Source organism: Thermococcus sp. 21S7, from assembly GCF_012027615.1.
GTDB lineage: Archaea > Methanobacteriota_B > Thermococci > Thermococcales > Thermococcaceae > Thermococcus.
Genome location: NZ_SNUT01000006.1, coordinates 61,404 through 83,852, shown reverse-complemented (window position 1 = coordinate 83,852; position 22,449 = coordinate 61,404). Strand labels below are relative to the sequence as shown.

Genomic DNA, 22,449 nt, shown 5'->3' with positions numbered 1-22,449 from the left:
GAGTTAATGGGATCTAATCACACCCAGAGAAATGATTGGTATTACGTAGACACGAGCTTTCTAATTTCCCTCTGTGATCCGAAAGATCAGTATCATGAAAGATCCAGGGAGTTTCTTGATAATCCTACCTCTTCCCGTAATGTTGTCTTTTTTATTGGCTGGCCGACCCTTTGGGAAACAACGAATGAACTAATAAAGAAACACGGAAAGAGAGTCGCAAAAACTTTTTTTGAAGGGATGCTGGAGCTGGGTCTAAAATTTCCAAAAAATTTTGTACTATTGCTTAACCCACTGCAGGTAGAGGCTCTTATCAGTAGAAGGGATCACCTAAAAGATAAGCGGGAGATATTTGATTTTCTGGAGAACAAAACAGATCCGGATTACCTAATAGCTCTGAGTGTTTCCCTTTTTGAGTTTGAATTCCTGGCAACTAAAATAGAAACTAAAAGAAGTATAACTCAAAAATACGGAAACAGTGGCAGGAACATTGTATTTAGCAACGAATTTGATCTTTTTGATGCCTGGGTTACGTATTTCATGATTAAAATGGGGATAAATAAGATACTTACTTTTGATACAGACTTTAGGGACAGGCTGGGCTTTGAGATTTATCCCCTCAAAGATATCCAATCAAAAAAGACCAAAGTTCGCAGGGGTGCCATAACCGAGGAGAACATTAATAATGGTCTATCATTTTTGCAAAATTTTTTGGAGAACTCCACTGGCCTTTTATAGTATGTGCATCACTATCCCTAACTTTTCCATCTGCTTCCCCCAACTACAAAGGCTTTCCCAGCACTTCCATCTGTGTCTCATAGGGAGATAATCCACTATGAGGGAAACCTTGAATAAGTGAAGACCCCTAGTGAAGGGGGTTCATTTGCGAGAGATTCTCTCTAGTCGACCTTGCTAAAAGTTTGGCTCTAGTCTGCTCAAGCAGACTAAACATGGGGTTTTTATTCTGTTTGAACAGACTAAGACTGTGGTATGGTCATCCATAACGGAAAGCTTGAAAACAGAAATGGCGTGTGGTTCGTCCCCTGTGAACTGTTCCTCCTAATGCTTTGGGCTTTTTCGTAGTTCTCTTTATCCTGTTCGTATGAGAGGAGCCAGTGTTGTTAAGGTTTGGTTAACTCCTGCAACTCCTATGTACATCTTTGGACATCCCCCATAATGGGGGACCTCCCATTTCTCTGAGCAGGAGGCACACCTCTAGGCTGGGAGGAGCCTTGCATCTCACCCGCAACTTACAGTCTAAACATGATATCAAACACATCTAGATGTGGATTCATACCTTCATCCTCAACACCGCCTTGGCAAGAGGTCTCTCGGCTATATAGTACTTGCCGTCTCTCTTCTCTATCATCCCTGCTCCGAGGAGGTTCTTCAGCACTCTTGCAAGTTTGGGATTGCTAACGGTCTCAAACCTAGACAGCTCCCTTTTTAGTTCACTCCACGAAAACCCCAGCCTGCTCTGGGCGAGTACCCACAGAACCCGGACGTATGTTTTTGAGTTGTATATGTTCAGAAACGCCTCAAGGTCTCTTTCCCACAGACTCACTGCCTCATCTATCGCCTCCCCCAAAGCCCCCCCGTGTTCCTTTCCGTTAACCCTGTGGATCCCATAAATCGTCAGGAAACCAGGCACTGGAGAGAGCTCTTCCACCGCTTCCTCCAACTCATCCGGCAGGTACTCAACGTTTGCCTCCTCGAAACCCTTCTTCAGGTACTCCTTTCCCTCTCCGGGGCTCCACCTGTTTATCCGTATCGTTTCAACGTATCTGGCGAACATAGGCTTACTGGACGAAGGGGAGAGCATGTTCTCAAGAAGCCCTGGCATCGACCCGGTCATTATCACGACAACGTTATCTAGGGTGTTGTGGATCATCTGGAGGAGCCCCATCATGTTCACGCCCCTTACGAACGCGAGCACCTGAGCCTCATCGAATACCAGGAGAAAGCGCTCATACTTTTCGTTGACTTCCCGAAGGAGGTTTATCATAGCATTCTCGAACTCTACTCCCCTCTCAACTTTGAAATTCAGTTTGAGAACTCCCAGGCTAAGTTGCGCCTCCCCGGAGAGTTTACCCGTCTCAAACCCAATCAGGGCAGGAGTTAGGGCCTGGTAGCTGACTCCGGTAAGTCCAATGTATGGGGATAGGTCATAGTAGAGATAGGGGTAGCCGTAGTGGTTGAGGAAAGTTCGTAGAACGCTTGTTTTCCCGACCCTTCTTGGACCCAGTATCGCGGTGAACTTTCCCGCTTCCACGTTCTTTTTCAGTTCTTGAACCGCCCGCCTGTGCTCCTTCCCATATAACCTCCTCATATCTGAGACAGGTCTCTCACTGAACATCATAGGTTACACCCCTGTAACTAGTTATACCCCTGTAACCTATAAGCTTTTTGGGCTTTCGAAAATTTTATTAGGAAAGTTACCATAGCAGTCACTATATGCGGGAAAATTACTACCTCACAAAAACTGAACAGGACATAATGAGGGTGATACGGGGAGCGGATATTGTGAGTGCCGATGAGATTAGAGAGCTCTTCCCAGGTCTCAGCAGGGGGATGGTTAAAAAGGTCCTTTGGAGCCTCTCGAAAAAGGGCTACCTCACAAGGCTGAAGAAAGGCCTCTACCTCGTCAACGAAGGCCCCGGAAAGCCCTCAATAAAAAACCCTTATAGGATAGCACTGGCCCTGTTCCCTGGATACATAGCCTTCTCTTCCGCCCTAAGGCTTTACGATCTGCTTGATTACGAGCCGTTCACGATATTCGTGGCAACACCGAGAAAATCCGGCGAGAGGGTCGTTGGGGAGTACACGATCAAGGCTGTTGCCCTCGGAGAAAAGGCCACGGGAATGACGCTTAAGGATGGCGTCTACACCTCCACCCTCGCGAAGACGTTCTTCGACTGCTTTTACAAGCCTGCCTACTGCGGGGGTTACTCCGAGATAACCAAGGCCCTCTATGAGGCCGAAAAACTCGACTGGGACGAGTTCATGGACTACTTCGAACGCTTTGCCAGCGACTCCCTCTGTCAGAGAACCGGCTACATTCTAGAGCTCCTCAAGGACGAGCTAGGAGTTGGTGTCCCAGGGGGAGTTCTTGACTATCTAAAGGGGAGGGTTAAAAGCTGGACGAAGCTTGTTCCGACTCTTCCCTCCCGCGGGAGGAGCATTAGGGAATGGAAATTGATAGACAACCTTGGGAAGGAGAAGATACTGGGGTGGGCGTATGGATGAGGAGATGCTCCGGTATTTGGCCGCCAAGACTGGGCTGGGCCTGAACTATATCGCCAAGGAGGAGAGGATTTCCTTCCTGCTAACTCTACCAACCACTTTATCCCCAAGAGCCTGCGTCCCAACTGGGAAGAGATGATAGGAAGCCTGAAGCTCAGAATTGAAGAACTTGGTCGGGCGATTTCGTTGTAGTCCCACCTTTCCCCAGAGAAAGGTTTATAAGCCAACCCCCTCAATGCCCACCAGTGATTAAAACCACCTTTCTCGGAGGTGTTCGCAGTGGAAGCCAAGTTCGAGATACCCGTATGCACATCATGCGGAAAGGAGATAACCCCTAGGGAGCACGCCACTCACTTCGTCTGCCCGAACTGCGGCGAGGAGATAATCTGGCGCTGCGAAAGCTGCAGGGTCCTCTCAGTCCCTTACAAGTGCCCGAAGTGCGGCTGGGAGGGGCCGTGAAAGTTGGGAGGTGAAAAAGATGGCTGACTTCAACCTTGTTGGCGTTATAAAGGTCATGCCGACCGACCCGGAGGTCAACCTCGACGAGCTTGAGGAGAAGCTGAAGGCCGTCATCCCCGAGAAGTTCGGCCTTGCCAAGGTCGAGCGCGAGCCGATCGCCTTCGGTCTCGTCGCCCTCAAGTTCTACGTTCTCGGAAAGGACGCCGAGGGCTACTCCTACGACGAGGTTACCGAGCTCTTCAGGCAGGTTGAGAACGTCGAGAGCGCGGAAGTTGAGACCGTTTCGAGGATCTGAATCCTCATTCCTTTTCTCTATACGAGCATTTGAGTGTAACTTCCATAACAATGCAAAACCACAATATTTTTAGTTTTCTGACTGAATTAGGTTCTGATGAAGATTGTCTTAACAGAGCATGCAAAAGAGAGACTTAGAGAAAGGGATGTTAGTATTGAGGAAGTAATGGGGATCATCGACTCGCCCAGGAGGAAGTTCTATGACCTGCGCTCAGGCCATTTCGTTGTAATTGGTCGAAGAAACATCCCCGAGCACTGGCTGATAGTGGTACATGATAGAAGGGACAATATTGTTGAAGTTATAACCGTTATAGACACCAGTAAAAGCCTCGACAAAATCATTGAAAGAAGATTATCATCCCGGAGGTGGGTGGAGTTATGAAAGTGAGATACGATCCAAAGGCTGACATCCTCTATATCCTCATCAGGGATGGCCCAGTGGCCGATACCGACGAGGTTGACGATGATGTGTGGTTCGAGTACGACGAGAATGGAAACGTCGTTGGAATTGAGATATGGAACGCTGGAGAAAACATCATCAGAAAGAGCCTCCTTGAGATAGAGCGCTACACAAAGGGGTTAAATGAAGAAATAAAGGCCTAAAGCCCCAGACTCAGCTTCGGCCTCTTCCACTCGTCCAGAACCGAGCGGAGCTCCTTGTTCTCCACCTTTGAATAAAGCTCGTCAAAGCGCTCCTTCGCACCGTCCTCCCCGCCCTTCCAGCGGGCAAGCTCGGCGATGGCCCTGAAGAAGTAAGCGGTGTCGTCCTCGAAGAGCTCCGCAAAGGACTCCATGTTCTCTGCGACAACGCCGTAGGAGCCCTCGTTGAAGAGCCCCTCGATGAAGTCCATCAGCGTGTCGAAGACGAGGCCAAAAATCTCGTCGCTCACGTTTATGGCCTTTACGAGGGCGTCCCGTATGGCTCTGAAAGCCTTGTCGTACTCCTCCCTCCCGGCGAATATCTCGGCCTCGACCAGCCTGGCGTTTATCTCAATCTCGTCCTCCCTCGGGTTCCGGAGAACCTCGTTTATCAGCGCCTCCGCCGCGTCGTAGTCCCCCAGCTCGTACCTGAAGTGCGCAAGGTCGAGGAGGCTTATCATGCGGTTCTTCTCGTCGTTGAGCCTCTCAAAAATCTCCCTGGCGCGCTCCATGAGTTCGATGGCCTTCTCGGTCTCACCTATCTCGTCATAGTTCACCGCCAGGTTCGCCAGCGTGAGCGCTATCTCCCTCTCGTTATTCAGAACCTCTTCCTCCAGCTTGAGGAGCTTCTCGTAGGTCTCTATCGCCTTCTCCGGCATGCCGAAGTGCTCGTAGGCGTCCGCCAGGTAGTAGAGAGCAGTCGCGTACTCCTCAGGGTCATCCCTTTTTCTCTCGACCACCCTTCTGTAGAGTTCGATTCCTGCCTCGACGTCGTCGAGGTGCGCGTAGACGTGGCCTATCTCGTGGGCCAGGTCGTAGGGGTCTTCGCACTCCTCGGCGATTCTCTTGAGCCTTTCGAGCTCCTCTCTGAGGGTCTCCTCGTCCTCTATGGAGTCCACGTAATCGTCAAAGAGCTCCAGGAGCCTCTCACAGTCCCTCTCGCTTAGGGCATTCTCCCATTCGGCCTTGATGTCGCCCATTTTCACATCACCGGGTTTCGGTTCGCCGAACGGGTTAAAAATGTATGCTCCAGCAATTCGGGGCATGCGAAATGTGTTGCCCTTCGGTTCTCCAGTTTCGCTGCCTGATCTGACTCCCCACCCTAAAGGGCGAGGCTTGTGAAAAAAGAAAAGTCACTGGGTGCTACTAAAACTATAAGTTTTGAACTGACAGTTTTAAAAAGTGTTAAAAATTTGGCATATTTCTCGTGTTTTGTATTACTGAACTTGAAATAAGTAACACACAACCTGGCAAACGGAGGGATGGACGTGAGGGGGATACGCAGGATCATTCCTCTCCTGGTGCTCGTCATTTTGGCTCTCAGTGTCATGAGTGCCGGCTGCATCGGGGAGAATGCCAAGAACATCCCAAGCGAAACTCCGTCGGCGGAGAGCAAAGTTCAGACGACTGGTGCGCCTCAGCTGGTGGAGATAGTCGACTCCGTTGGGAGACACGTCGAGGTTCCCGCCAGGGTCGATAGGGTTCTTGCGATCGGCTGTACGCTGAGGGAAGTTGTCTACCTGCTGAGGGACGAGGCCCCCGAAAAGGTCGTTGGGATAGAGCTGAGGGAAGCGGCGGAGGTTCGGGGGGAGAACGGAAAGTGGCCCGCCGGCCTTGATCTGCCCTATATTGCGGCGTATCCGGAGCTCCGGAAGAAGCCAGTCATCAGGAGCGGAAAAACCCTGAACCTTGAGAGGATTGTGGAGCTGAAGCCGGACGTCATCTTTGCCGGCCCGTGGAACGCCGACGAGGCAGACGAAATTCAGCAGAAAACGGGGATTCCGGTCGTGATCGTGTACGTTGGTTCCGTTGGAACGAAGGAACAGCTTGAGAAGTACTACGATTCCCTGAGGCTGATGGGAAGGATTCTCGGCAAGGAGAACCGGGCGGAAGAGATCATTAACACGATGAATTCTTACCTGGCTGACCTGGATGGAAGAACGAAGGGTATCCCGGACCAGGAGAAGCCCACCGTCTACATCGCCGGCAGGGCGTACTACGGAACTCACGGTGTTCTCGGAACCGACCCTCACTGGCCCCCGTTCGAATGGGTCCACGCCAAAAACGTTGCCTCCGAGGTTGACGGGGAGAGCAAGGGCATAAACGTCGATAAGGAGGCCCTCGTCCAGTGGAACCCCGACGTCATATTTGTGAGCGCCGTTTCCCTGCCCTTCGTCCTCAGCGACATAGAGAACGACCCCGCATACGGGCCGCTGAAAGAAAAGCCCCTTTACTCGGTCATGCCCTACTGCTGGTTCGCCTACAACAAGGAGGTGGGGATAGCCGACGCCTACTTCGTCGGGAAGATACTCTATCCAGAGAAGTTCGCCGACATCGACGTGGACAAAAAGGCGGAGGAGATATTCGTTGAGTTCCTTGGGGAACGGGGCAGGGACGCGTACCGCATTCTCAAGGAGAGGTACCGTGCCTTCGAAAAGATAACGCCGGGTGAGGGAGAATGAGGGCGGAGATTAGGGATATAGTCGAGAAGACGCTGAAGGACATCGGGGCCAATGGCAGAATCGACGACCTCATAGCCAGCCCGTACCATCCGTGGCTCCTGACTTACGTGGAATACGAGGACGGAGGTACAGGATGCGGCAGCTGTTCGGCGGTGTTCAGAGGCATGGAGTACGGCAGTGGTGGAATGATAGGGGAGATTAAGGGCCTCGACCTGCTCGGCAGGGATGCGCGTGGGGTCATAGGCGAGCTCATGGAACTGGATGGGACGCTGTACAACGCCATAGCCCTTTCAACGCTCTCCGCCCTTTCCTACAGGTTCATGAACAGGGAGCACCTTGAGCGGGAAGGCTTTAACGTCGTTGAGCGTCCGATAAGCGAGGGCCTGTTTGGGCGCGAGATAGGACGGAGCGGGGGCAGGCTGATATCAAAGGAAGACGTGGTTGCGGTAGTCGGCTTCGCCTACTGGACGTTTCCGTACCTCATCAGCCAGGTCAAGGAACTGAGGTGCCTTGAGCTGCTCGATGCGGAGCTGTTCCAGACCCTCAGCCTCAGAGGCAGGGAACCCAGGGTCAGGGTCTACAACAATCCTGGGTGCCTGGAGGATGCCGACGTAGTCTTCATCACCGGCATGACGCTCCCGAACGGAACCCTGCCCGAGGTCCTCAAGCACTGCAGGAACGCGAGGGTAAGGGTTCTCTACGGCCCGTCGTGCTCATTCTATCCCTCTCGCCTCCTCAGGCTCGTGGACGGGGTCTACGCCATCAAGATACCTGTGGAGGAAGAGGTGAAGCTCCGTATAATGGACTCCCGGTGCGTCTATCAGTACAGCTGTCCCAAGACTCGGATAGTAGAGGTGTGGAACGGGGAGGCGGCACTTTCCTAAGGAACTCGACATTCCTGGCGTTCCTCACTCCTTTTTCGTTTTTGTGATTCGAGCGGGGGATGATGCAGTGTCCGGTGATGCTGTCCAATATTCTCTAATTTTCTTGTATATGTGACAAGAGTTCGTCGGAATTTTATACCATGCCGTGGACACGTTGTCACTTTGGTTGTCGTTTTGGTAGAGTTTCCAGACCTTTTCTAACATTTAATGCTACAATATGCCCATCTTTTGGATAAATGACCACTCATTCAAGGCAAATCGTTATAGGTTCTCCCATCACTCACAGATATTGGATAAATTATCCAGGTGACCGGCATGGAGATAGTGAAAAAGGATGTAATCCATGAGTACGCGGGCTGGAGCAGTCTGGACGTTCTGGAGAACGCAAACCGCTACCCCGGTCCGACCGGCTTCTTCGCCTACGTGATGGAGGAGGCCTTAAAGGAGAGCATCTCGCTCGTTCCGAAGGAGGGCAGGAAGGCTCACTTCTCTGGTGACGTTTACATCCACAAGCTCCCATACAGCCTCTACATTCCCTACTGCACCGGCCACAGCACGGCGAGGCTCCTTGAGACGGGGCTGAAAACGCCGACCATAGTCTCAAGGCCGGCCAGGCACTTCGACACCTACGTTGACCACATAGCGAACTACCTCATAACGATGCAGCACTACTTCAGCGGCGCCCAGGCTTTAAGCTCGGTCGAGTGGTACGCCGGGCCCTTCATCAGGAAGGAGGGCATTGACAGGCGTAAAATCAGACAGCAGATTCAGCGCTTGGTTTACAACCTCAACTACCCGAGCAGGGTGGGAATGCAAACTCCTTTCACGAACTTCACCGTAACACTCGACGCCCCAAAGAAGATGCTCGATGGCGACCACGCCCTCTACGCCGGTGAAAGGGTCGAACCGCTCGGCGAGTACGAAAGGGAGGCGAAGGAGTTCTTCATAGCCCTAACCGAGGTTCTCCGCGAGGGAGACTCGCTCGGCCAGCCCTTTACCTTCCCGATTCCGACGCTGATGGTTACAGCTCAGATGCTCTGGGACGACCCGGAGGTCTTCGAGGCCGTTTTTAAGACCGCCTCAAAGCGCGGGAGCTTCTACTGGCTCAACACCAACGTCGTAGACCCGGACGCGAGCTTCTCGATGTGCTGCAGGCTTGTGATAGATAAAAACGAAATGAAAGAGGTTTTTAGCTTTAATGCAGAAGATACTAAAGATCAATGGCTTAAAGAAGTTGAGAGGGGGCGCTTCGGCGGGCTCTGGGCGATGCCGGACGTCACCGGCTCTGTGAATGTTACCACCGTGAACCTGCCGAGGCTGGCCCTCAAGGCCAACGGCGACGATGATGGGTTCTGGGAGGAGTACGAGAAGCTTCTCGGGGTCGTGAGGAGAACAACAGACTGGTTCAGGGAGCGCTATGTGAGGCTGATTACGGCATACGGGCACATGTACAGCATGATTCACCTCTACCTCGGGGAGTTCCCGGGCAGCCACTTCAACACCGTCGGAATCCTCGGCCTCCCGGAGGCGGCCGCGATTTACCTCAACGAGCCCAACCTCTGGGAGGAGGGGACTAGGAGGGACTGGCTCAGGGCCGCTGAACTGATGAAGGAGATGGTCGAGTTCGCGACGGCAAAGGCGAGGGAGTGGATGAAGGAAACTGGAACTCCGTGGAACGTCGAGGAGGTTCCCGGTGAGAGCGCCGCGGCGAAATTAGCTATAAAGGACCTGCGTGAGTTCCCGGAGCTTGAAGGGTACCTCAGCGACCCTGAGAATCCGATTTACTCCACCAGTATAGCCCCCTACTACGGTTCCCTTGAGCTGGCCGACAGGATACGCGTGGAGGAGAAGGTCCAGAAGAGCTTCACCGGCGGGGTCATGATGCACATTTTCCTTGGAGAAGAGCCCGACCCGGAGGCATTAGCAAAGCTCACGAAGAGGCTGATGAGGACGGAACTCGTCTACTGGAGCTACACTCCAGCAGTTACCGTCTGCAACGACTGCAAGTACTCGACAACGGGTTTGCACACCCACTGCCCGCGCTGCGGAAGCGAGAACGTTGAGGTCTGGAGCAGGATAATCGGCTATTACAGACCGCTCAAGAACTGGAACCCCTTCAGGAAGAAGGAGTTCTGGACGAGGAGGCACTACTCCTCATGATTTCTTTTCTGGGGGTGACCCTATGCTCACGAGCGGCTGGAAGAGCGTCAGCATGGTGGACGTTCACGGCGGGGTGACCTTCACGCTCTGGCTCTGCGGGTGCAACCTGAGGTGCCCCTTCTGCCACAACTGGCGCATAGCGGAAGGCCTCGACTGCTTCACCCTCGACAGAAGGGCACTCCTCGACGAACTTGATGCGGGCTCCTTCCTCGTGGACTACTTCCACGTCACCGGCGGGGAGCCGCTGATGCAGTGGAGGGAGCTGAGTTCGCTCTTCGCCGAGGTGAAGCTCCTCGACGTGCCGGTGAGTTTGAACACGAACCTGACCCTCATTGGCCCGCTGGAGAGGCTTTTAAAGGCCGGCCTCGTTGACCACATAGCGACGGACCTTAAAGCACCGCCCGAACTCTACGGCCTTCCAGAAAAGCCTGCGAGGAAGCTGTGGGGGCTCTTCCTGAGGGGACTTGAGGTAGTTTCCGACTACGGGGTCCCGCTGGAGCTGAGGATTCCTGTGGCGAAGGGTCTGGATGCGTGGCCCTACATTGAGGAAGGGCTCAAAAGGGTCGATACGAACTTCTACGTTGTCCTGAACCCGCTCGTCGGCAGGCCTTTGACGGACCCCAGGGACGGGTGGTGGTGCTCCATCCACTGCTGGCCTGACGGCGAGGTTGAGGAGCTGAGGGGGAAGCTCGAAAGCCTCGGCATCGGCGTTCACGTTAACGGCTTCTGGGGCACAGCCGCCGGACTGGATTCGGAGGAACGCGTGTAGTTTCATCGCCCTTTGTCCTCCGTTTCCCCTGGGGGACAGAACCTTCTCAGCTCCCGCTGTTTTGTCTCTATAGCCCTTTTCACGGCCTCGTAGGTTTCATCTCCCGGGTAGGTGAACCTCACGACGGTGTTTCGGGTGGTGTTGTCGTAGCTGATGCTCACTCTTATAACCGAGGGCCGGGAGCCGATAAACACGGCCCGCCCCTCTATTCTCTCATTATCCGAAAGCCTAAGTACCCGTACGGTGCAGGTGTTCTCGGAACATTCGCTCTCGACGCTGTTGCTGTGATTGCCGAACCCAAGGTCGAAAGCGGCGAAAATTTCAACCAGTGGCAGCACAAGGCTTTTGGCCCGGGATTCGTTCATGCTCCCGTTCCTGCACTTTGGAATGGTCAGGTTTTCGAACATCACAACACCGACGGTCTCAAGGGTTCCATTCTTCCAGAGCACCAGGGTCTCTCCTCCCAAAGTTCCATCGGGGCGGATTGTCGTGAGGATGCCCCGGATGTCGTCTTCGATGATTGCCGTTCCTTTTATGAACGAGGTTTCGTTCCCGGTACTCCAGTTCGTTTCCCACGTTGCTCCGGCTTCCGAAAGCTCCTCCACCCCGGTGAGAACGTCCTCGGGTGAAAGTTTGGCGGGAATCGGAGCCGTTCCTTTCTCAAGAATCGTGGAAGGGGCAAGATACGTTACGATAATGGCCATGAGCAGTCCCGCAAGGGCCCAGCTTTTCCGCCCCATGGTACTATTTGGGGTTATATCATTTATAATTCTTGTGGATGATTTGCTCTGGGCTTGACCGAAAACTTTATAAATAATCCAAAGGTACCATAGACCGGAAACACTAATTGTAACTAAAAGTCCTCCGTCGGTAAAAAGAAAAACGGGCGGAGGTGAGAGGAGATGGCCCAGCTCGCTGGACAGCCGGTTGTTATTCTGCCTGAGGGGACTCAGAGGTACGTTGGTAGGGATGCGCAGAGGCTGAACATTCTTGCCGCGAGGATTATTGCTGAAACCGTTAGAACCACCCTTGGCCCGAAGGGTATGGATAAAATGCTCGTCGACAGCCTCGGAGACATAGTCATCACCAACGACGGTGCCACCATCCTCGACGAGATGGACATTCAGCACCCGGCCGCGAAGATGATGGTTGAGGTCGCCAAGACTCAGGACAAGGAGGCGGGTGACGGTACCACCACCGCCGTTGTTATCGCTGGCGAGCTTCTCAGGAAGGCTGAGGAGCTCCTCGACCAGAACATCCACCCGAGCATAGTCATCAAGGGTTATGCCCTCGCCGCCGAGAAGGCCCAGGAGATACTCGACGAGATAGCCAAGGACGTCGACGTTGACGACGTTGAGATGCTCAAGAAGGCCGCCATCACCGCCATCACCGGTAAGGCCGCCGAGGAGGAGCGCGAGTACCTCGCCAACATCGCCGTCGAGGCCGTCAAGCAGGTCGCCGAGAAGGTCGACGGCACCTACAAGGTCGACCTCGACAACATCAAGTTCGAGAAGAAGGAGGGCGGCAGCGTCAAGGACACCAGGCTCATCAGGGGCGTCGTCATCGACAAGGAGGTTGTCCACCCCGGCATGCCTAAGAGAATTGAGAACGCCAAGATTGCGCTCATCAACGAGGCCCTTGAGGTCAAGGAGACCGAGACCGACGCCGAGATCAGGATCACCAGCCCGGAGCAGCTCCAGGCCTTCCTTGAGCAGGAGGAGAAGATGCTCCGCGAGATGGTCGAAAAGATTAAGGATGTCGGAGCTAACGTCGTCTTCGTCCAGAAGGGCATCGACGACCTCGCCCAGCACTACCTGGCCAAGTACGGCATCCTCGCCGTCAGGAGGGTTAAGAAGAGCGACATGGAGAAGCTCGCGAAAGCTACCGGCGCCAAGATCGTCACCAACGTCCGCGACCTCACCACGGAGGACCTTGGTGAGGCCGAGCTCGTCGAGCAGAGGAAGGTCGCCGGAGAGAACATGATCTTCGTTGAGGGCTGCAAGAACCCGAAGGCTGTGACCATACTCATCCGCGGCGGCACCGAGCACGTTGTCGACGAGGTTGAGCGCGCCCTTGAGGACGCCGTCAAGGTCGTCAAGGACATCGTCGAGGACGGCAAGATACTCGCCGCCGGTGGCGCCCCGGAGATTGAGCTCAGCATCAGGCTCGACGAGTTCGCCAAGGAGGTCGGCGGCAAGGAGCAGCTCGCCATAGAGGCCTTCGCTGAGGCCCTCAAGGTTATACCGAGGACCCTCGCCGAGAACGCCGGTCTCGACCCGATCGAGACCCTCGTGAAGGTCATCGCCGCCCACAAGGAGAAGGGACCGACCGTCGGCGTCGACGTCTTCGAGGGCGAGCCCGCCGACATGATGGAGCGCGGTGTTATCGCCCCGGTCAGGGTCACCAAGCAGGCCATCAAGAGCGCCAGCGAGGCGGCAATAATGATCCTCAGAATCGACGACGTCATCGCGGCGAGCAAGCTTGAAAAGGACAAGGGCGGCGAGAGCGGGGGCAACGACTTCAGCAGCGACCTCGACTGATTCTGATTCATTCTAGCCTTTCTTTCTCAATATTGCAATCATTTTCTCTTTGAGACTTCTGGAGTTTCTCCCCTGTTAATGCCACCGTAATGGCATTTTTGCTTTAGCATTCTTCTCTAGTGTATGTTGTGCAAATTAGTAAATTGAGATTAACTAAAACAGCAAAGTTTAAGTAAGTTAAAACTAACTAAAACCCGGTGGGCGATCAATGGAAGAATATATGCGCAGAATCCTAACCCTCAGCGGAAAGCGGCTGGAGAAGTTCGCCCTCAAGAGCGGAAAACCCCTACCCGAGAGGGATATGGTGAAACGATTATTTGAAGAAGTGGAGATTAGCCTGAACTCGGGGGAGAGCAGGGTCATCTTACTCCACGGGCTCAGGGGGGTGGGAAAGACCACGATGCTGGCCCAGCTTTACTTCAAGCTCCTTGGCAGGGTAAGTGAGAAGAGAATTATCTACGTCTCCGTGGATGAGATTAAAATGCTTGGTTTCCGCCTCATGGATGTCTTCGAGAGCTACGAGCACGCCATCGGCGAGAGACTTGAGGAGCTGAGCGAGCCAACAGTTTTTCTCCTTGATGAGGTTCACTACGACGAAAACTGGGATCTGGCTTTGAAGGTTGCCCACGACAGGGCGAAGAACCTGGTTGTAGTTGCGACGGGTTCTTCGGCCATGGAAATAAAGCTCAGCACCGATTTGGCAAGAAGGGCAAAGAGACTTCACGTCACACCTCTGACGTTTACGGAGTATCTTCATCTAAAGGGGATTCACACCGATGCTTGGATAAAGGACGACCTTAAAAAACTCCTGCTAACTGGCGAGGCAGATGGAATAGAGGAAAAGATTCGGGAGGTTCTCCTGGGGTTTGACCCGATTGAAGTTGAAAGATACCTCGTCTCCGGTTCCCTTCCTTTAGCACTGTCTTCGAGGGAACCATTAGAGGACGCATATTCGATAGTGGAGCGTATAGTTCACTGGGATCTGGCGAACGCTGGATTCTCTAGAGAGATTCTGGAGAAGGCTTTTTCCTTGATGCTCATGCTGGCCTCGGGTGAGAGCTTGAATTACGACAGGCTGACGGCGAGACTGGGGATTTCAAGGCCGGTTTTGGCCAAACTCCTCTCAGCCCTTGAGGCCCTTGAGGTTATATTTCCTGTGAGGGCATACGGCTCGCTCGGAAAGGCTGTGAGAAAAACTCCCAAGTACAAGTTTCTTGCCCCCGCCCTTAGAGCGGCTATCCTAAACCGCTTCGGTTTTCTTGAGACGGACGAGAAAACTCTCGGGAACCTGCTTGAGGATGCCGTTGCCCTTTACCTGTACCTCATGGCTGGCAGAAACCTTGGCCTGGTAACATATGACGCCAGCAAAGGAGGGGCCGACTTCATACTGAGCACACCCCGGGAAAAGGTCGTTATCGAGGTTGGATGGGGGGAGAAGGACGACAGACAGGTTAGGAGGACCATGAGGAAGGTAAAAGCCGATAGAGGGGTTGTGGTGCACGGTGGAGCATTCAAACGGAGGGGCAATATAATATGGCTCCCAAATGAGTGGTTCCTACTGATGCTTTAGCCTTGATTGGACGGCCATAATACAACTGGTAGGCATAAACCTTTTTTAGTTCCCCCTGAACTTTTCTTGTATGCCCTCCATTGAAGTAAGAGGCCTCTCCAAATGGTACGGCTCAAAGAAGGCCCTCAGCGACGTTTCCTTCACCGTGCAAGAGGGCGAGATAGTGGGCATAATCGGGCCGAACGGTGCCGGAAAGACGACGCTGATAAGGATTCTGGTCTGTCTCCTGAAGCCTGACTCCGGTGAAGTCCGGATTTTTGGAAGGAGGCCCTGCGAGGCAAAAGACCTTTTCGCGCTCCTCCCCCAGGACGTCAAGGCCCACTTCTACACGCTCACCCCGAGGGACTACGTCTACCACTACCTCCGGATGAGGGGGCTTGGGAGGGACGAAGCCAGAAGGATTGCGGACGATGCCATGGAACTCTTTGGGATAGAGTACGCGGACGAACCTATGTCCACCCTTTCTGGGGGCATGGTCAGGAGGGCCCTGCTGGCCATGGTCCTCTCGGCCCATGCCAGGCTCTACTTCCTTGACGAGCCCACCGTTGGCCTGGACGTCGAGAACAGACTCAACCTGTGGGAGGTTCTCCGGAAAAAGGCCGAGGAATCGACGATAGTCCTCACCAGCCACTACCTCAACGAGATATCGAGCGTCTGCGACCGCGTTCTCCTCCTGAAGGACGGGAAGATAAAGGCCTTCGGAAGGCCCGAGAGGGTCGCGAGGGACTACCTGAGCGGTCTTCATTCGAAGATAGTAGCCTTTGAAGACGTTGAGCTTGAGGGCTTTCTCCTGAAAAAAGCCGGGAGAAGGGTCTACATCTACACCCGCTCGGGGGGTGAAGAGAAGGAGATAATGGAAGCCCTCGAAAGTGCGGGAATACCCTTCAGAAGGGAGAGCCTGACGATAGAGGATGTTTTCATCGCGGGTGGTCTCGATGATGGCGCTGATTGAGTACTACGCCAGGGCATTAACCAGGGGGAGGTTCTCCCTCATCAGCTTCGCCATTCAGCCGCTCTCCTTCATCTTCATAGTCTACGTCGTGAGCGGAGGCAGGTTTTTGAACACAGCTCTAGCCGGAGCGGTCGTCAGCTTCATAGCTGGGGTCGGCATAGCGGACCTTGCGATAGAGCTGGTCGGAATGAAGACGCGTTCGAGGTTCTACGACATCCTCATGTCCCTCCCGGGAAGCGGCTGGAAGAAAGCCCTGGGGATTTCCATAGGAATGAGCGTTCCCGCTCTTCCCTACGTCCTTCTCCTCACGGTTCTCCTCCTCACGCGCCTTGGAGTCCGGGCACTCCCCGGGATGCTCCTTGGTGTGGTATCCCTCTGGCTGTGGGGTGCAGGGATAGGCTTCCTCCTTGGCGTGAGGATGAAGGAACCCGTTAGAACGATAAGGCTCTCGAACATACTCGTGACCGGCCTCACGGTGTTCCCGCCGGTCTACTATCCCCCAAGCGTTCTGCCCGATGGCCTTGCCAGAATCCTTATGCTCCTCCCGACGGTGAGCGCCTCACGGCTGATATCCGGGAACGGCGATCCCGGGAACCTCCTCGTGACGGCCTTCTGGGGGCTCACCGGCCTGCTCTTCCTGGCCAGATTCAGGGGGCTTGAGGGGTAAGCTTGTCTATTTCCTCTTCCAGCCTCTTCAGCTTCCCCTTGAAGCGCCTCACCTGGGAGTTGGCGAGGGCAACGATCCTCTCGATGTATTCGCCGTCCACCCAGAGCTCTCCATCAGAGCCAAGCGGAACGTCCATCCTCTCGGTGGAGCGTATCTCAACGAGGAGCTTCTTGTGACTCACGCTCTTGATGTTCGAGTACTTGAAGCCCAGCCCGATGGCGAGGTTGAGAAGTTTTACAGCGTCCTCCATGGTTCTCGCCCCGACGTGAAGAATCGGACTCCTGACCAGGAACCAGAGCTGGCCCTTTGAGTGCTTTCCTATGGCATCGAGGATCTCCTCAACGGTAACCTCGCGGTGCCACTTGCCGAGCCAGACGGAGTTCACCTTGTCCCCGAAGTCCGGCATCTCCATGACCGAAATCCTGCCCGAGCACGAGGAGGTGGTGAAGTAGTTCTCAAGGGAGTTGATTTTATCGAGTAGCGGGATTATGTCCTCATCCACCTTGCCCTCTTCCAAGGCCTGCCTGAGGCCTTCCATCGCTCTAGCTTTCTGCTCATCGAAGTTTTTGGTGTAGAGGAACATCACTCACACCTCCAGCTTTCCGGCATCGACCACAGTCTCCCTCTCATCCACAAACTCCACCAGCCGTTTATAAGTTGGATGGGCACTCAAAGTCGAGGAATCGCCTATCAAAATCAGCTTCCTCTTGGCCCTCGTCAGCGAGACGTTTAACCTTCTCAAATCCTTTAAGAAACCAAGCTCGCCCTTCCCGTTGGAGCGGACGAAGGACAGGACGATTACCTCCTTCTCCCGCCCTTGGTAGCCGTCGACCGTCTTCACCTCGACCTCCTCAGGCAGGAACGAGCGTATAAGGTCGCGCTGGTCGTCGTAGGGGGTAATCACTCCAATCCACTCCGGCCTGAGGCCGAGCTCCAGAAGTCCCTCAGCTGTTTCCTTAACCAGCCTCGCCTCAAGCGGGTTCTCCCTGCTCTCGCTCCCATAGCGCTGCCTCTCGAAGCGGTCTTCCCTTCCAGAGGTGTCCACGAAGACCAGGACGTTCTCCGGCCTGAGGACTTCGTCCCACGAACCATCGCGCGCGGGGCTTTTAACCCCGAGGTCGGCGAGGGTTATCCCCTTGATGCTCTCGTCCGCCTCTATTCTACCGTTGTAGAACTCCCTGCTCGGGAACTCCATGAGTCTTTCGTTCATTCTGTACTGGACTGTGAGCATCTCGCTCTTCCCGGGATAGCGCTCAATCAGGCCCTCGAAGAGCGTCTTGCTAAGCTCCTTCGCCTTCTCGCTGAGTATCGTCGGGGGCAGTTGCTTGTGGTCTCCGGCCAAAACGAACCGCCTCGCCCTGTTTATGGGTATGAGGACGCTCGGTATAGTCGCCTGAGTGGCCTCGTCTATTATCGCCACGTCGTAGGAACCGTAGTCAACGACATCGAGGCCCGCGGAGGAGTTCGTCGTTAAAACAACGTCCGCCTCCCTGATTATATCCCTTGCGATTCTCTCCTCAAGCTTCCTGGCATCGTCGAAGGTCTTCTGGACCTGCCGGTTGATCTTGATCCACTCCGCCATCTCCCGGATCAGCCTTGCCGGAACACCCCTCGTCCCGATGCCCTTCGAGGCCAGCCTGAGTATCTCCTTGTCGCTCAGTCCGCGCCTGTACTTCGGCGATGGTTTGGTGAACGTGTCGCGCTTTTCCGCTAGATTCTGGCCGATAACCCTCAACTCCCTCAGCTCGCCGTAGAGCTCGTGCTGGGTTATGAGGTAAGCTAAGGTCGTCTCGTGGAGGCTCTTTGAGACTCTGCTCGGGTGGCCGACGCGGACGACCTTCAGGCCGGAATTAACCAGGCGCTCGACGAGGTTATCGACTGCCACGTTGCTTTCGGCCGTTGCCAGAACCTTGTTGCCCCTCTCCACCTCCTGCCGTATCAGCTCGGCGAGAGTCCTCGTCTTGCCGGTTCCGAACGGGCCGTGAATCAGGAAGAAGTCCGGGCTTCCGAGGGCTTTGGCAACCGCCCTCTTCTGGCTCGCGTTCAAGCTCTTGTCAAAGGGCGCGAACTCGACTTCTTCGCCCTCCTCCGGCTCTCTCAAACCGAGGTAGAGCTCTAAGGCGTTTCTCCCACTCTCTCGAAGGTTGTCGAGGTTCTCAAGCCAGCGCTTGAAGGTTATGTCGTTGGCGTACAGGTCGATGCGGACTCCCTTCAAAGCCCACTCCGGGACGGTTTCAAGGGCGACCGTTATGAAGCGCTTCCCCTTCTCGACGACCGTTCCAACCAGGTCGCTCTTCAGCGGGTCTCGCCTGCTCACAACGATGAGGTCGCCAACACTTATCTCCGTTTTTATCTCTCGATCTCGGCCGTATTTCACCAGAAAATATCCCAGCTCCTCCCCAACGACCTTTCCGTTGAGTCCCAGAACGGCCCTCCCGACTTTCTCCCTCTCGCGTCCGCTCAGCCTTTTCATCTCTAGGCGCATGGCCTCTATCTCGGCCTTACGCTCCATCTCAACGAGTACCTTAAGGCGGGCAATAAATCTTTCAGGCTCCATTCTCTTCCCCAATCTGGGAGGAGAAAGGGAGTTTAAAAAGTTGGGTCAAAAAGGAAATGAGAAATCTGTTCTGTCACTTCTTGGGAGCAAGTGTTTCCTTTATAGTTCTGGGATTGAGCCACCTGAGCAGGTTGAGCCATGAACCGGCTTTGTCGTTGGTTCCGCTCCATCTCGAACCGCCGAAGGGCTGTCTGCCAACGATTGCCCCGGTAGGCTTATCGTTTATGTAGAAATTCCCTGCCGCGTATCTGAGCATCTTTTCGGCCTTCACTATTGCATACCTGTCCCTGGCGAAGATTGAGCCTGTGAGGCCGTACGGTGAGGTTTCGCTGCACAGGCGGAGTGTCTCTTCGTATTTGTCGTCGTCGTAGACATAGACCGTCACAACGGGCCCGAATATTTCCTCGGTCATAAGCTTTCCTTTTGGATTCCCCGTGAGGATAACCGTCGGCTCGATGAACCAGCCCTTGCCCGAGTCGTAGTGGCCTCCGTAGATAATCTCATACTCCTCGGGATGTGCTTTGGCGTACTCTATGTACGACACGATTTTCTTAAATGCCCCCTCATCTATGACCGCACCCATGTAGTTGCTCAGATCATCAACGGGGCCGTACTTGATTCTGGGCAGCTCCGCAAGGAGGCCCTCCCTAATGGCCGGCCACAGACTCTTCGGAACGTAAACCCTTGAAACGGCTGAGCACTTCTGACCCTGATAACCGAAGCCGCCACGGATTATGTTCGTCACAACTGCTTTCACGTCCGCGGAGCTGTGGACGAATACGAAGTCCTTCCCCCCAGTTTCGCCCACGATCCTCGGGATGTTCTTGTATCTGGTGATGTTTTCGCTTATTTTCCTCCAGAGTTTGACGAGGGTTTCATAGCTTCCTGTGAAGTGAAGTCCAGCGAAGTCGGGGTGGCTTAGAACAACGTCGGACCATTTGCTTGGAAACGGTACGAAGTTTATAACGCCATCTGGGAGTCCCGCCTCCATGAGTATCTTCATTATTTCAAAGTTTGCGAATATCACAGAGCGGGAAGGCTTCCAGAGGGCGACGTTTCCAACCATCGCCGGTGCAGTTGGCAGGTTTCCTCCAATGGAGTAGAAGTTGAAGGGTGTAACTGCGAGTATGAATCCCTCTAGGGGACGCCAGTCGGTTCTGTTCATCTCCCCTGGCGCCTGGTCCGGCTGTTGCTCGTAGATAAATCTGATGTAGTAGGGGTTGAACCTCCAGAAATCGACAAGCTCTGCCAGGTCGATCTCTGCCTCGTAGGGGTTCTTTGAGAGGTTCATCATTATCGCTGCAATGTTTCTTTTCCTGTACTTTCCGGCAAGCAGATCTGCAGCCTTACGGAATATTGCAACCCTGTGGTACCAGTCCAGCTCGGACCAATCCTCCCATGCTGAAAGGGCACATTCTATTGCCTCTTTCAGCTCATCCTCTCCAGCCAAGTGAGCTTTTGCGAGCACAACATCATGGTCGTGTGGGGCCCTTATCTCTATAACCTCCCCGGTTTTTACCTTCCTCCCTCCGATGATCAGGGGAATTTCTTCGGTCGTTTTCTTGATCCTTTCGATTTCTCTCAGAAGCTCCTCCCTTTCCTTTGTTCCGCTGGAGTAGCTCAGTATGCTGTCCATCTCATTTTTCGGCTTCTCAACTGCCCATATCATACCTCGCCACCTCATTCAATATCAAATTTAACCCCCTGTGCAAGAGGGAGGTCCTCACTGTAATTCACAGTTGCAGTCTGCCTCCTTGCGTAGAACTTCCACGCGTCACTTCCCGCCTCTCTTCCGACCCCGGTGTCTTTTTCCCCTCCGAACGCTCCGCCTATCTCCGCTCCAGCGGTGCTCGTGTTTACGTTGGCTATGCCGCAGTCGGAATGGGCTAGGAAGTACTCCGCTTCCCTCAGGTCGTTCGTGAATATTGCAGAAGAGAGACCCTGTGGAACCGAGTTGTTGAGTTCAAGGGCCTCCTCGATGGTGGAGTACTTGAAGACATAGAGTATTGGAGCGAATGTTTCTTCCCTCACTACCTCCATATCCGGGTGCGCTTCGATTATCGTGGGCATAACGTAGCAGCCCTCCAGTCTCTTTCCGCCATAGAGAATCCTGCCTCCCTCTGCAACTGCTCTCTCTACGGCCTCCTCGTACTTCTTAACGGCCTCTTCGTCTATTAGAGGCCCAATCAGCGTATCCGGCTCGAATGGATTGCCGATTTTCACGCCCTTGTACACTTTTATCAGCTTGTCCAGGAACTCGCCGTAGATTCTTTCATGCAGAATTAAGCGGCGGGTTGTTGTACATCTCTGTCCGGCAGTTGCGAGGGCTCCAAAAGCGACTCCCTTGAGCGCAATCCTCATGTCCGCCTTATCGCTGACTATAGCTGCGTTGTTCCCGCCGAGTTCGAGTATTGCCCTTCCAATGCGCTTTGCGACCTTCTCATACACCTTTCTCCCTGTTGCGGTCGAGCCGGTGAAAGATATCAGCGGCAGCCTCTTGTCTTCCGCCATCCAGTTGCCGACGGTAGAACCTCTGCCGGTTACAAGGAAGAATATCGGCGGAAGGCCGTGGCGCTCAAGGACGCTGTTGACGATTTTGGTGGTTGCTATTGCGGTCAGAGGGGCCTTCGTTGATGGCTTCCACACAACCACATCGCCGACTGCGGCCGCTATGAACGCGTTCCACGACCACACCGCACAGGGGAAGTTAAAGGCTGTAATAACACCTATCGGGCCGAGGGGATGCCACCTCTCGCAGAGAAAGTGGTCTTTCCTCTCGCTTGCGATCGTAAGCCCATAGAGTTGCCGCGAAAGACCGACTGCAAAGTCCGCGATGTCTATCATCTCCTGGACTTCTCCCCTGCCTTCGGTCAGTATCTTTCCGACCTCAAGGGTAACCAGTCTTGCCAGTGCTTCCTTCTTTTGCCTCAGTTCGTCTCCAATCTCCCTGATGATCTGTCCCCTCTCCGGTGCGGGAATTTCGCTCCAGACACAAAACGATTCCTGCGCCTTTTTGATAACAGCTTCATAGTCCTCTATCCCTGCGATTGCGACCTTTGCAATCTCTTTTCCATCTATGGGGGAATGAGAGGATATTAACTCCCTCCCATCGGTGGGCATCCATTCCCCGTAGAAGACTCCAGAATTGACCTCTGACAGTTCCAATTCCTCTAATACATCCTTGGGCATCGGGTCACCCCCTGGGCCTCTGCTCGATATAACTATCCCCGCGAGGAATTTAAACATTTTGTGTAAA

General features: G+C 54.0%; 22 protein-coding genes. 15 read left to right on the top strand and 7 right to left on the bottom strand.

Features of this window, described 5'->3' with window-relative positions:
• Positions 1 to 6: 6 nt before the first annotated feature.
• Positions 7 to 735, top strand: coding sequence for a hypothetical protein (locus tag E3E51_RS10210; RefSeq protein ID WP_167913010.1), 729 nt, complete (start codon positions 7 to 9; stop codon positions 733 to 735).
• A gap of 553 nt (positions 736 to 1,288) precedes the next feature.
• Here E3E51_RS10210 and E3E51_RS10205 read toward each other — a convergent pair.
• Entirely contained in the window at positions 1,289 to 2,356 is a 1,068-nt protein-coding gene (locus tag E3E51_RS10205; RefSeq protein ID WP_167913009.1) for an ATP-binding protein, read from the bottom strand.
• 95 nt (positions 2,357 to 2,451) lie between these two features.
• Here E3E51_RS10205 and E3E51_RS10200 point away from each other — a divergent pair, with 95 nt between their 5' ends.
• The 6 genes from E3E51_RS10200 to E3E51_RS10175 all read left to right on the top strand — a co-directional run bounded on the left by E3E51_RS10200 (position 2,452) and on the right by E3E51_RS10175 (position 4,596).
• Positions 2,452 to 3,243 carry a type IV toxin-antitoxin system AbiEi family antitoxin gene (locus tag E3E51_RS10200; protein WP_167913008.1) on the top strand — a complete coding sequence of 264 codons (792 nt, stop codon included), beginning with the start codon at positions 2,452 to 2,454 and terminating at the stop codon, positions 3,241 to 3,243.
• On the top strand, positions 3,236 to 3,379 hold the full coding sequence (locus tag E3E51_RS10195; protein WP_167913007.1) for a hypothetical protein: 144 nt from the start codon (positions 3,236 to 3,238) through the stop codon (positions 3,377 to 3,379). Before E3E51_RS10200 ends, E3E51_RS10195 begins: the two co-directional genes overlap by 8 nt.
• A 140-nt stretch (positions 3,380 to 3,519) precedes the next feature.
• Positions 3,520 to 3,699 (top strand): zinc finger domain-containing protein, encoded by a 180-nt coding sequence (locus E3E51_RS10190; protein ID WP_012572828.1) that lies wholly within the window; start codon positions 3,520 to 3,522, stop codon positions 3,697 to 3,699.
• A 19-nt stretch (positions 3,700 to 3,718) separates the two neighbouring features.
• Positions 3,719 to 3,994, top strand: coding sequence for an elongation factor 1-beta (locus E3E51_RS10185; protein WP_088867424.1), 276 nt, complete (start codon positions 3,719 to 3,721; stop codon positions 3,992 to 3,994).
• Between the two features lie 96 nt (positions 3,995 to 4,090).
• The gene (locus tag E3E51_RS10180) at positions 4,091 to 4,375 is read left to right on the top strand and encodes a DUF4258 domain-containing protein (RefSeq protein ID WP_167913006.1); all 285 of its coding nucleotides are present in this window, start codon (positions 4,091 to 4,093) and stop codon (positions 4,373 to 4,375) included.
• Entirely contained in the window at positions 4,372 to 4,596 is a 225-nt protein-coding gene (locus tag E3E51_RS10175; RefSeq protein ID WP_167913005.1) for a DUF2283 domain-containing protein, read from the top strand. The genes E3E51_RS10180 and E3E51_RS10175 overlap by 4 nt, the downstream gene beginning before the upstream one ends.
• Here the strand turns inward: E3E51_RS10175 and E3E51_RS10170 are convergent.
• Positions 4,593 to 5,612: a tetratricopeptide repeat protein gene (locus E3E51_RS10170; protein ID WP_167913004.1), complete on the bottom strand. Its 1,020-nt coding sequence runs from the start codon at positions 5,610 to 5,612 to the stop codon at positions 4,593 to 4,595. The two genes, E3E51_RS10175 and E3E51_RS10170, sit on opposite strands and share 4 nt — an antisense overlap.
• A gap of 282 nt (positions 5,613 to 5,894) precedes the next feature.
• Here E3E51_RS10170 and E3E51_RS10165 point away from each other — a divergent pair, with 282 nt between their 5' ends.
• The 4 genes from E3E51_RS10165 to E3E51_RS10150 all read left to right on the top strand — a co-directional run bounded on the left by E3E51_RS10165 (position 5,895) and on the right by E3E51_RS10150 (position 10,907).
• Positions 5,895 to 7,094 carry an ABC transporter substrate-binding protein gene (locus E3E51_RS10165; protein WP_167913003.1) on the top strand — a complete coding sequence of 400 codons (1,200 nt, stop codon included), beginning with the start codon at positions 5,895 to 5,897 and terminating at the stop codon, positions 7,092 to 7,094.
• On the top strand, positions 7,091 to 7,978 hold the full coding sequence (locus E3E51_RS10160; RefSeq protein ID WP_167913002.1) for a DUF364 domain-containing protein: 888 nt from the start codon (positions 7,091 to 7,093) through the stop codon (positions 7,976 to 7,978). The genes E3E51_RS10165 and E3E51_RS10160 overlap by 4 nt, the downstream gene beginning before the upstream one ends.
• A gap of 315 nt (positions 7,979 to 8,293) precedes the next feature.
• Positions 8,294 to 10,138, top strand: coding sequence for an anaerobic ribonucleoside triphosphate reductase (locus tag E3E51_RS10155; RefSeq protein WP_206204551.1), 1,845 nt, complete (start codon positions 8,294 to 8,296; stop codon positions 10,136 to 10,138).
• A gap of 22 nt (positions 10,139 to 10,160) precedes the next feature.
• Positions 10,161 to 10,907, top strand: a complete 747-nt coding sequence (locus E3E51_RS10150; RefSeq protein WP_167913001.1) for an anaerobic ribonucleoside-triphosphate reductase activating protein — start codon at positions 10,161 to 10,163, stop codon at positions 10,905 to 10,907.
• Between the two features lie 2 nt (positions 10,908 to 10,909).
• On the opposite strand, the gene E3E51_RS10145 is transcribed toward E3E51_RS10150, so the two are convergent.
• A complete protein-coding gene (locus tag E3E51_RS10145) occupies positions 10,910 to 11,647 on the bottom strand; it encodes a hypothetical protein (protein WP_167913000.1) in 738 nt (245 codons plus the stop codon).
• Positions 11,648 to 11,809: 162 nt separating this feature from the next.
• Between E3E51_RS10145 and thsB the strand changes: the two genes are divergently transcribed.
• The 4 genes from thsB (at position 11,810) to E3E51_RS10125 (ending at position 16,636) form a co-directional block, all read left to right on the top strand.
• Complete coding sequence (gene thsB / locus E3E51_RS10140; RefSeq protein ID WP_167912999.1) at positions 11,810 to 13,447, top strand: thermosome subunit beta; 1,638 nt, start codon at positions 11,810 to 11,812, stop codon at positions 13,445 to 13,447.
• Positions 13,448 to 13,655: 208 nt separating this feature from the next.
• Positions 13,656 to 15,017, top strand: coding sequence for an ATP-binding protein (locus E3E51_RS10135; RefSeq protein ID WP_167912998.1), 1,362 nt, complete (start codon positions 13,656 to 13,658; stop codon positions 15,015 to 15,017).
• A 70-nt stretch (positions 15,018 to 15,087) separates the two neighbouring features.
• Positions 15,088 to 15,969 carry an ABC transporter ATP-binding protein gene (locus E3E51_RS10130; RefSeq protein WP_167912997.1) on the top strand — a complete coding sequence of 294 codons (882 nt, stop codon included), beginning with the start codon at positions 15,088 to 15,090 and terminating at the stop codon, positions 15,967 to 15,969.
• Positions 15,953 to 16,636, top strand: a complete 684-nt coding sequence (locus tag E3E51_RS10125; RefSeq protein WP_167912996.1) for a multidrug transporter — start codon at positions 15,953 to 15,955, stop codon at positions 16,634 to 16,636. The genes E3E51_RS10130 and E3E51_RS10125 overlap by 17 nt, the downstream gene beginning before the upstream one ends.
• On the opposite strand, the gene E3E51_RS10120 is transcribed toward E3E51_RS10125, so the two are convergent.
• The 4 genes from E3E51_RS10120 to E3E51_RS10105 all read right to left on the bottom strand — a co-directional run bounded on the left by E3E51_RS10120 (position 16,617) and on the right by E3E51_RS10105 (position 22,382).
• Entirely contained in the window at positions 16,617 to 17,219 is a 603-nt protein-coding gene (locus E3E51_RS10120; protein WP_167912995.1) for a hypothetical protein, read from the bottom strand. The genes E3E51_RS10125 and E3E51_RS10120 overlap by 20 nt on opposite strands.
• A 3-nt stretch (positions 17,220 to 17,222) precedes the next feature.
• Positions 17,223 to 19,193 carry an IGHMBP2 family helicase gene (locus tag E3E51_RS10115; protein WP_167913124.1) on the bottom strand — a complete coding sequence of 657 codons (1,971 nt, stop codon included), beginning with the start codon at positions 19,191 to 19,193 and terminating at the stop codon, positions 17,223 to 17,225.
• Between the two features lie 73 nt (positions 19,194 to 19,266).
• The gene (gene pruA, locus E3E51_RS10110) at positions 19,267 to 20,862 is read right to left on the bottom strand and encodes an L-glutamate gamma-semialdehyde dehydrogenase (protein WP_167912994.1); all 1,596 of its coding nucleotides are present in this window, start codon (positions 20,860 to 20,862) and stop codon (positions 19,267 to 19,269) included.
• A gap of 11 nt (positions 20,863 to 20,873) precedes the next feature.
• Positions 20,874 to 22,382 carry an aldehyde dehydrogenase family protein gene (locus E3E51_RS10105; protein WP_167912993.1) on the bottom strand — a complete coding sequence of 503 codons (1,509 nt, stop codon included), beginning with the start codon at positions 22,380 to 22,382 and terminating at the stop codon, positions 20,874 to 20,876.
• Positions 22,383 to 22,449 lie beyond the last annotated feature (67 nt).

Bases quoted from the DNA above. Each gene is read 5' to 3' on its own strand.
- E3E51_RS10115 (WP_167913124.1), bottom strand. From the start codon at position 19,193: ATGGAGCCTGAAAGATTTATTGCCCGCCTTAAGGTACTCGTTGAGATG.
- E3E51_RS10145 (WP_167913000.1), bottom strand. From the start codon at position 11,647: ATGGGGCGGAAAAGCTGGGCCCTTGCGGGACTGCTCATGGCCATTATC.
- E3E51_RS10170 (WP_167913004.1), bottom strand. From the start codon at position 5,612: ATGGGCGACATCAAGGCCGAATGGGAGAATGCCCTAAGCGAGAGGGAC.
- E3E51_RS10135 (WP_167912998.1), top strand. From the start codon at position 13,656: ATGGAAGAATATATGCGCAGAATCCTAACCCTCAGCGGAAAGCGGCTG.
- E3E51_RS10165 (WP_167913003.1), top strand. From the start codon at position 5,895: ATGGACGTGAGGGGGATACGCAGGATCATTCCTCTCCTGGTGCTCGTC.
- E3E51_RS10185 (WP_088867424.1), top strand. From the start codon at position 3,719: ATGGCTGACTTCAACCTTGTTGGCGTTATAAAGGTCATGCCGACCGAC.
- E3E51_RS10150 (WP_167913001.1), top strand. From the start codon at position 10,161: ATGCTCACGAGCGGCTGGAAGAGCGTCAGCATGGTGGACGTTCACGGC.
- E3E51_RS10200 (WP_167913008.1), top strand. From the start codon at position 2,452: ATGCGGGAAAATTACTACCTCACAAAAACTGAACAGGACATAATGAGG.
- E3E51_RS10210 (WP_167913010.1), top strand. From the start codon at position 7: ATGGGATCTAATCACACCCAGAGAAATGATTGGTATTACGTAGACACG.
- E3E51_RS10120 (WP_167912995.1), bottom strand. From the start codon at position 17,219: ATGTTCCTCTACACCAAAAACTTCGATGAGCAGAAAGCTAGAGCGATG.
- pruA (WP_167912994.1), bottom strand. From the start codon at position 20,862: ATGATATGGGCAGTTGAGAAGCCGAAAAATGAGATGGACAGCATACTG.
- E3E51_RS10195 (WP_167913007.1), top strand. From the start codon at position 3,236: ATGGATGAGGAGATGCTCCGGTATTTGGCCGCCAAGACTGGGCTGGGC.
- E3E51_RS10205 (WP_167913009.1), bottom strand. From the start codon at position 2,356: ATGATGTTCAGTGAGAGACCTGTCTCAGATATGAGGAGGTTATATGGG.
- E3E51_RS10160 (WP_167913002.1), top strand. From the start codon at position 7,091: ATGAGGGCGGAGATTAGGGATATAGTCGAGAAGACGCTGAAGGACATC.
- E3E51_RS10125 (WP_167912996.1), top strand. From the start codon at position 15,953: ATGATGGCGCTGATTGAGTACTACGCCAGGGCATTAACCAGGGGGAGG.
- E3E51_RS10155 (WP_206204551.1), top strand. From the start codon at position 8,294: ATGGAGATAGTGAAAAAGGATGTAATCCATGAGTACGCGGGCTGGAGC.
- E3E51_RS10175 (WP_167913005.1), top strand. From the start codon at position 4,372: ATGAAAGTGAGATACGATCCAAAGGCTGACATCCTCTATATCCTCATC.
- E3E51_RS10105 (WP_167912993.1), bottom strand. From the start codon at position 22,382: ATGCCCAAGGATGTATTAGAGGAATTGGAACTGTCAGAGGTCAATTCT.
- thsB (WP_167912999.1), top strand. From the start codon at position 11,810: ATGGCCCAGCTCGCTGGACAGCCGGTTGTTATTCTGCCTGAGGGGACT.
- E3E51_RS10130 (WP_167912997.1), top strand. From the start codon at position 15,088: ATGCCCTCCATTGAAGTAAGAGGCCTCTCCAAATGGTACGGCTCAAAG.
- E3E51_RS10180 (WP_167913006.1), top strand. From the start codon at position 4,091: ATGAAGATTGTCTTAACAGAGCATGCAAAAGAGAGACTTAGAGAAAGG.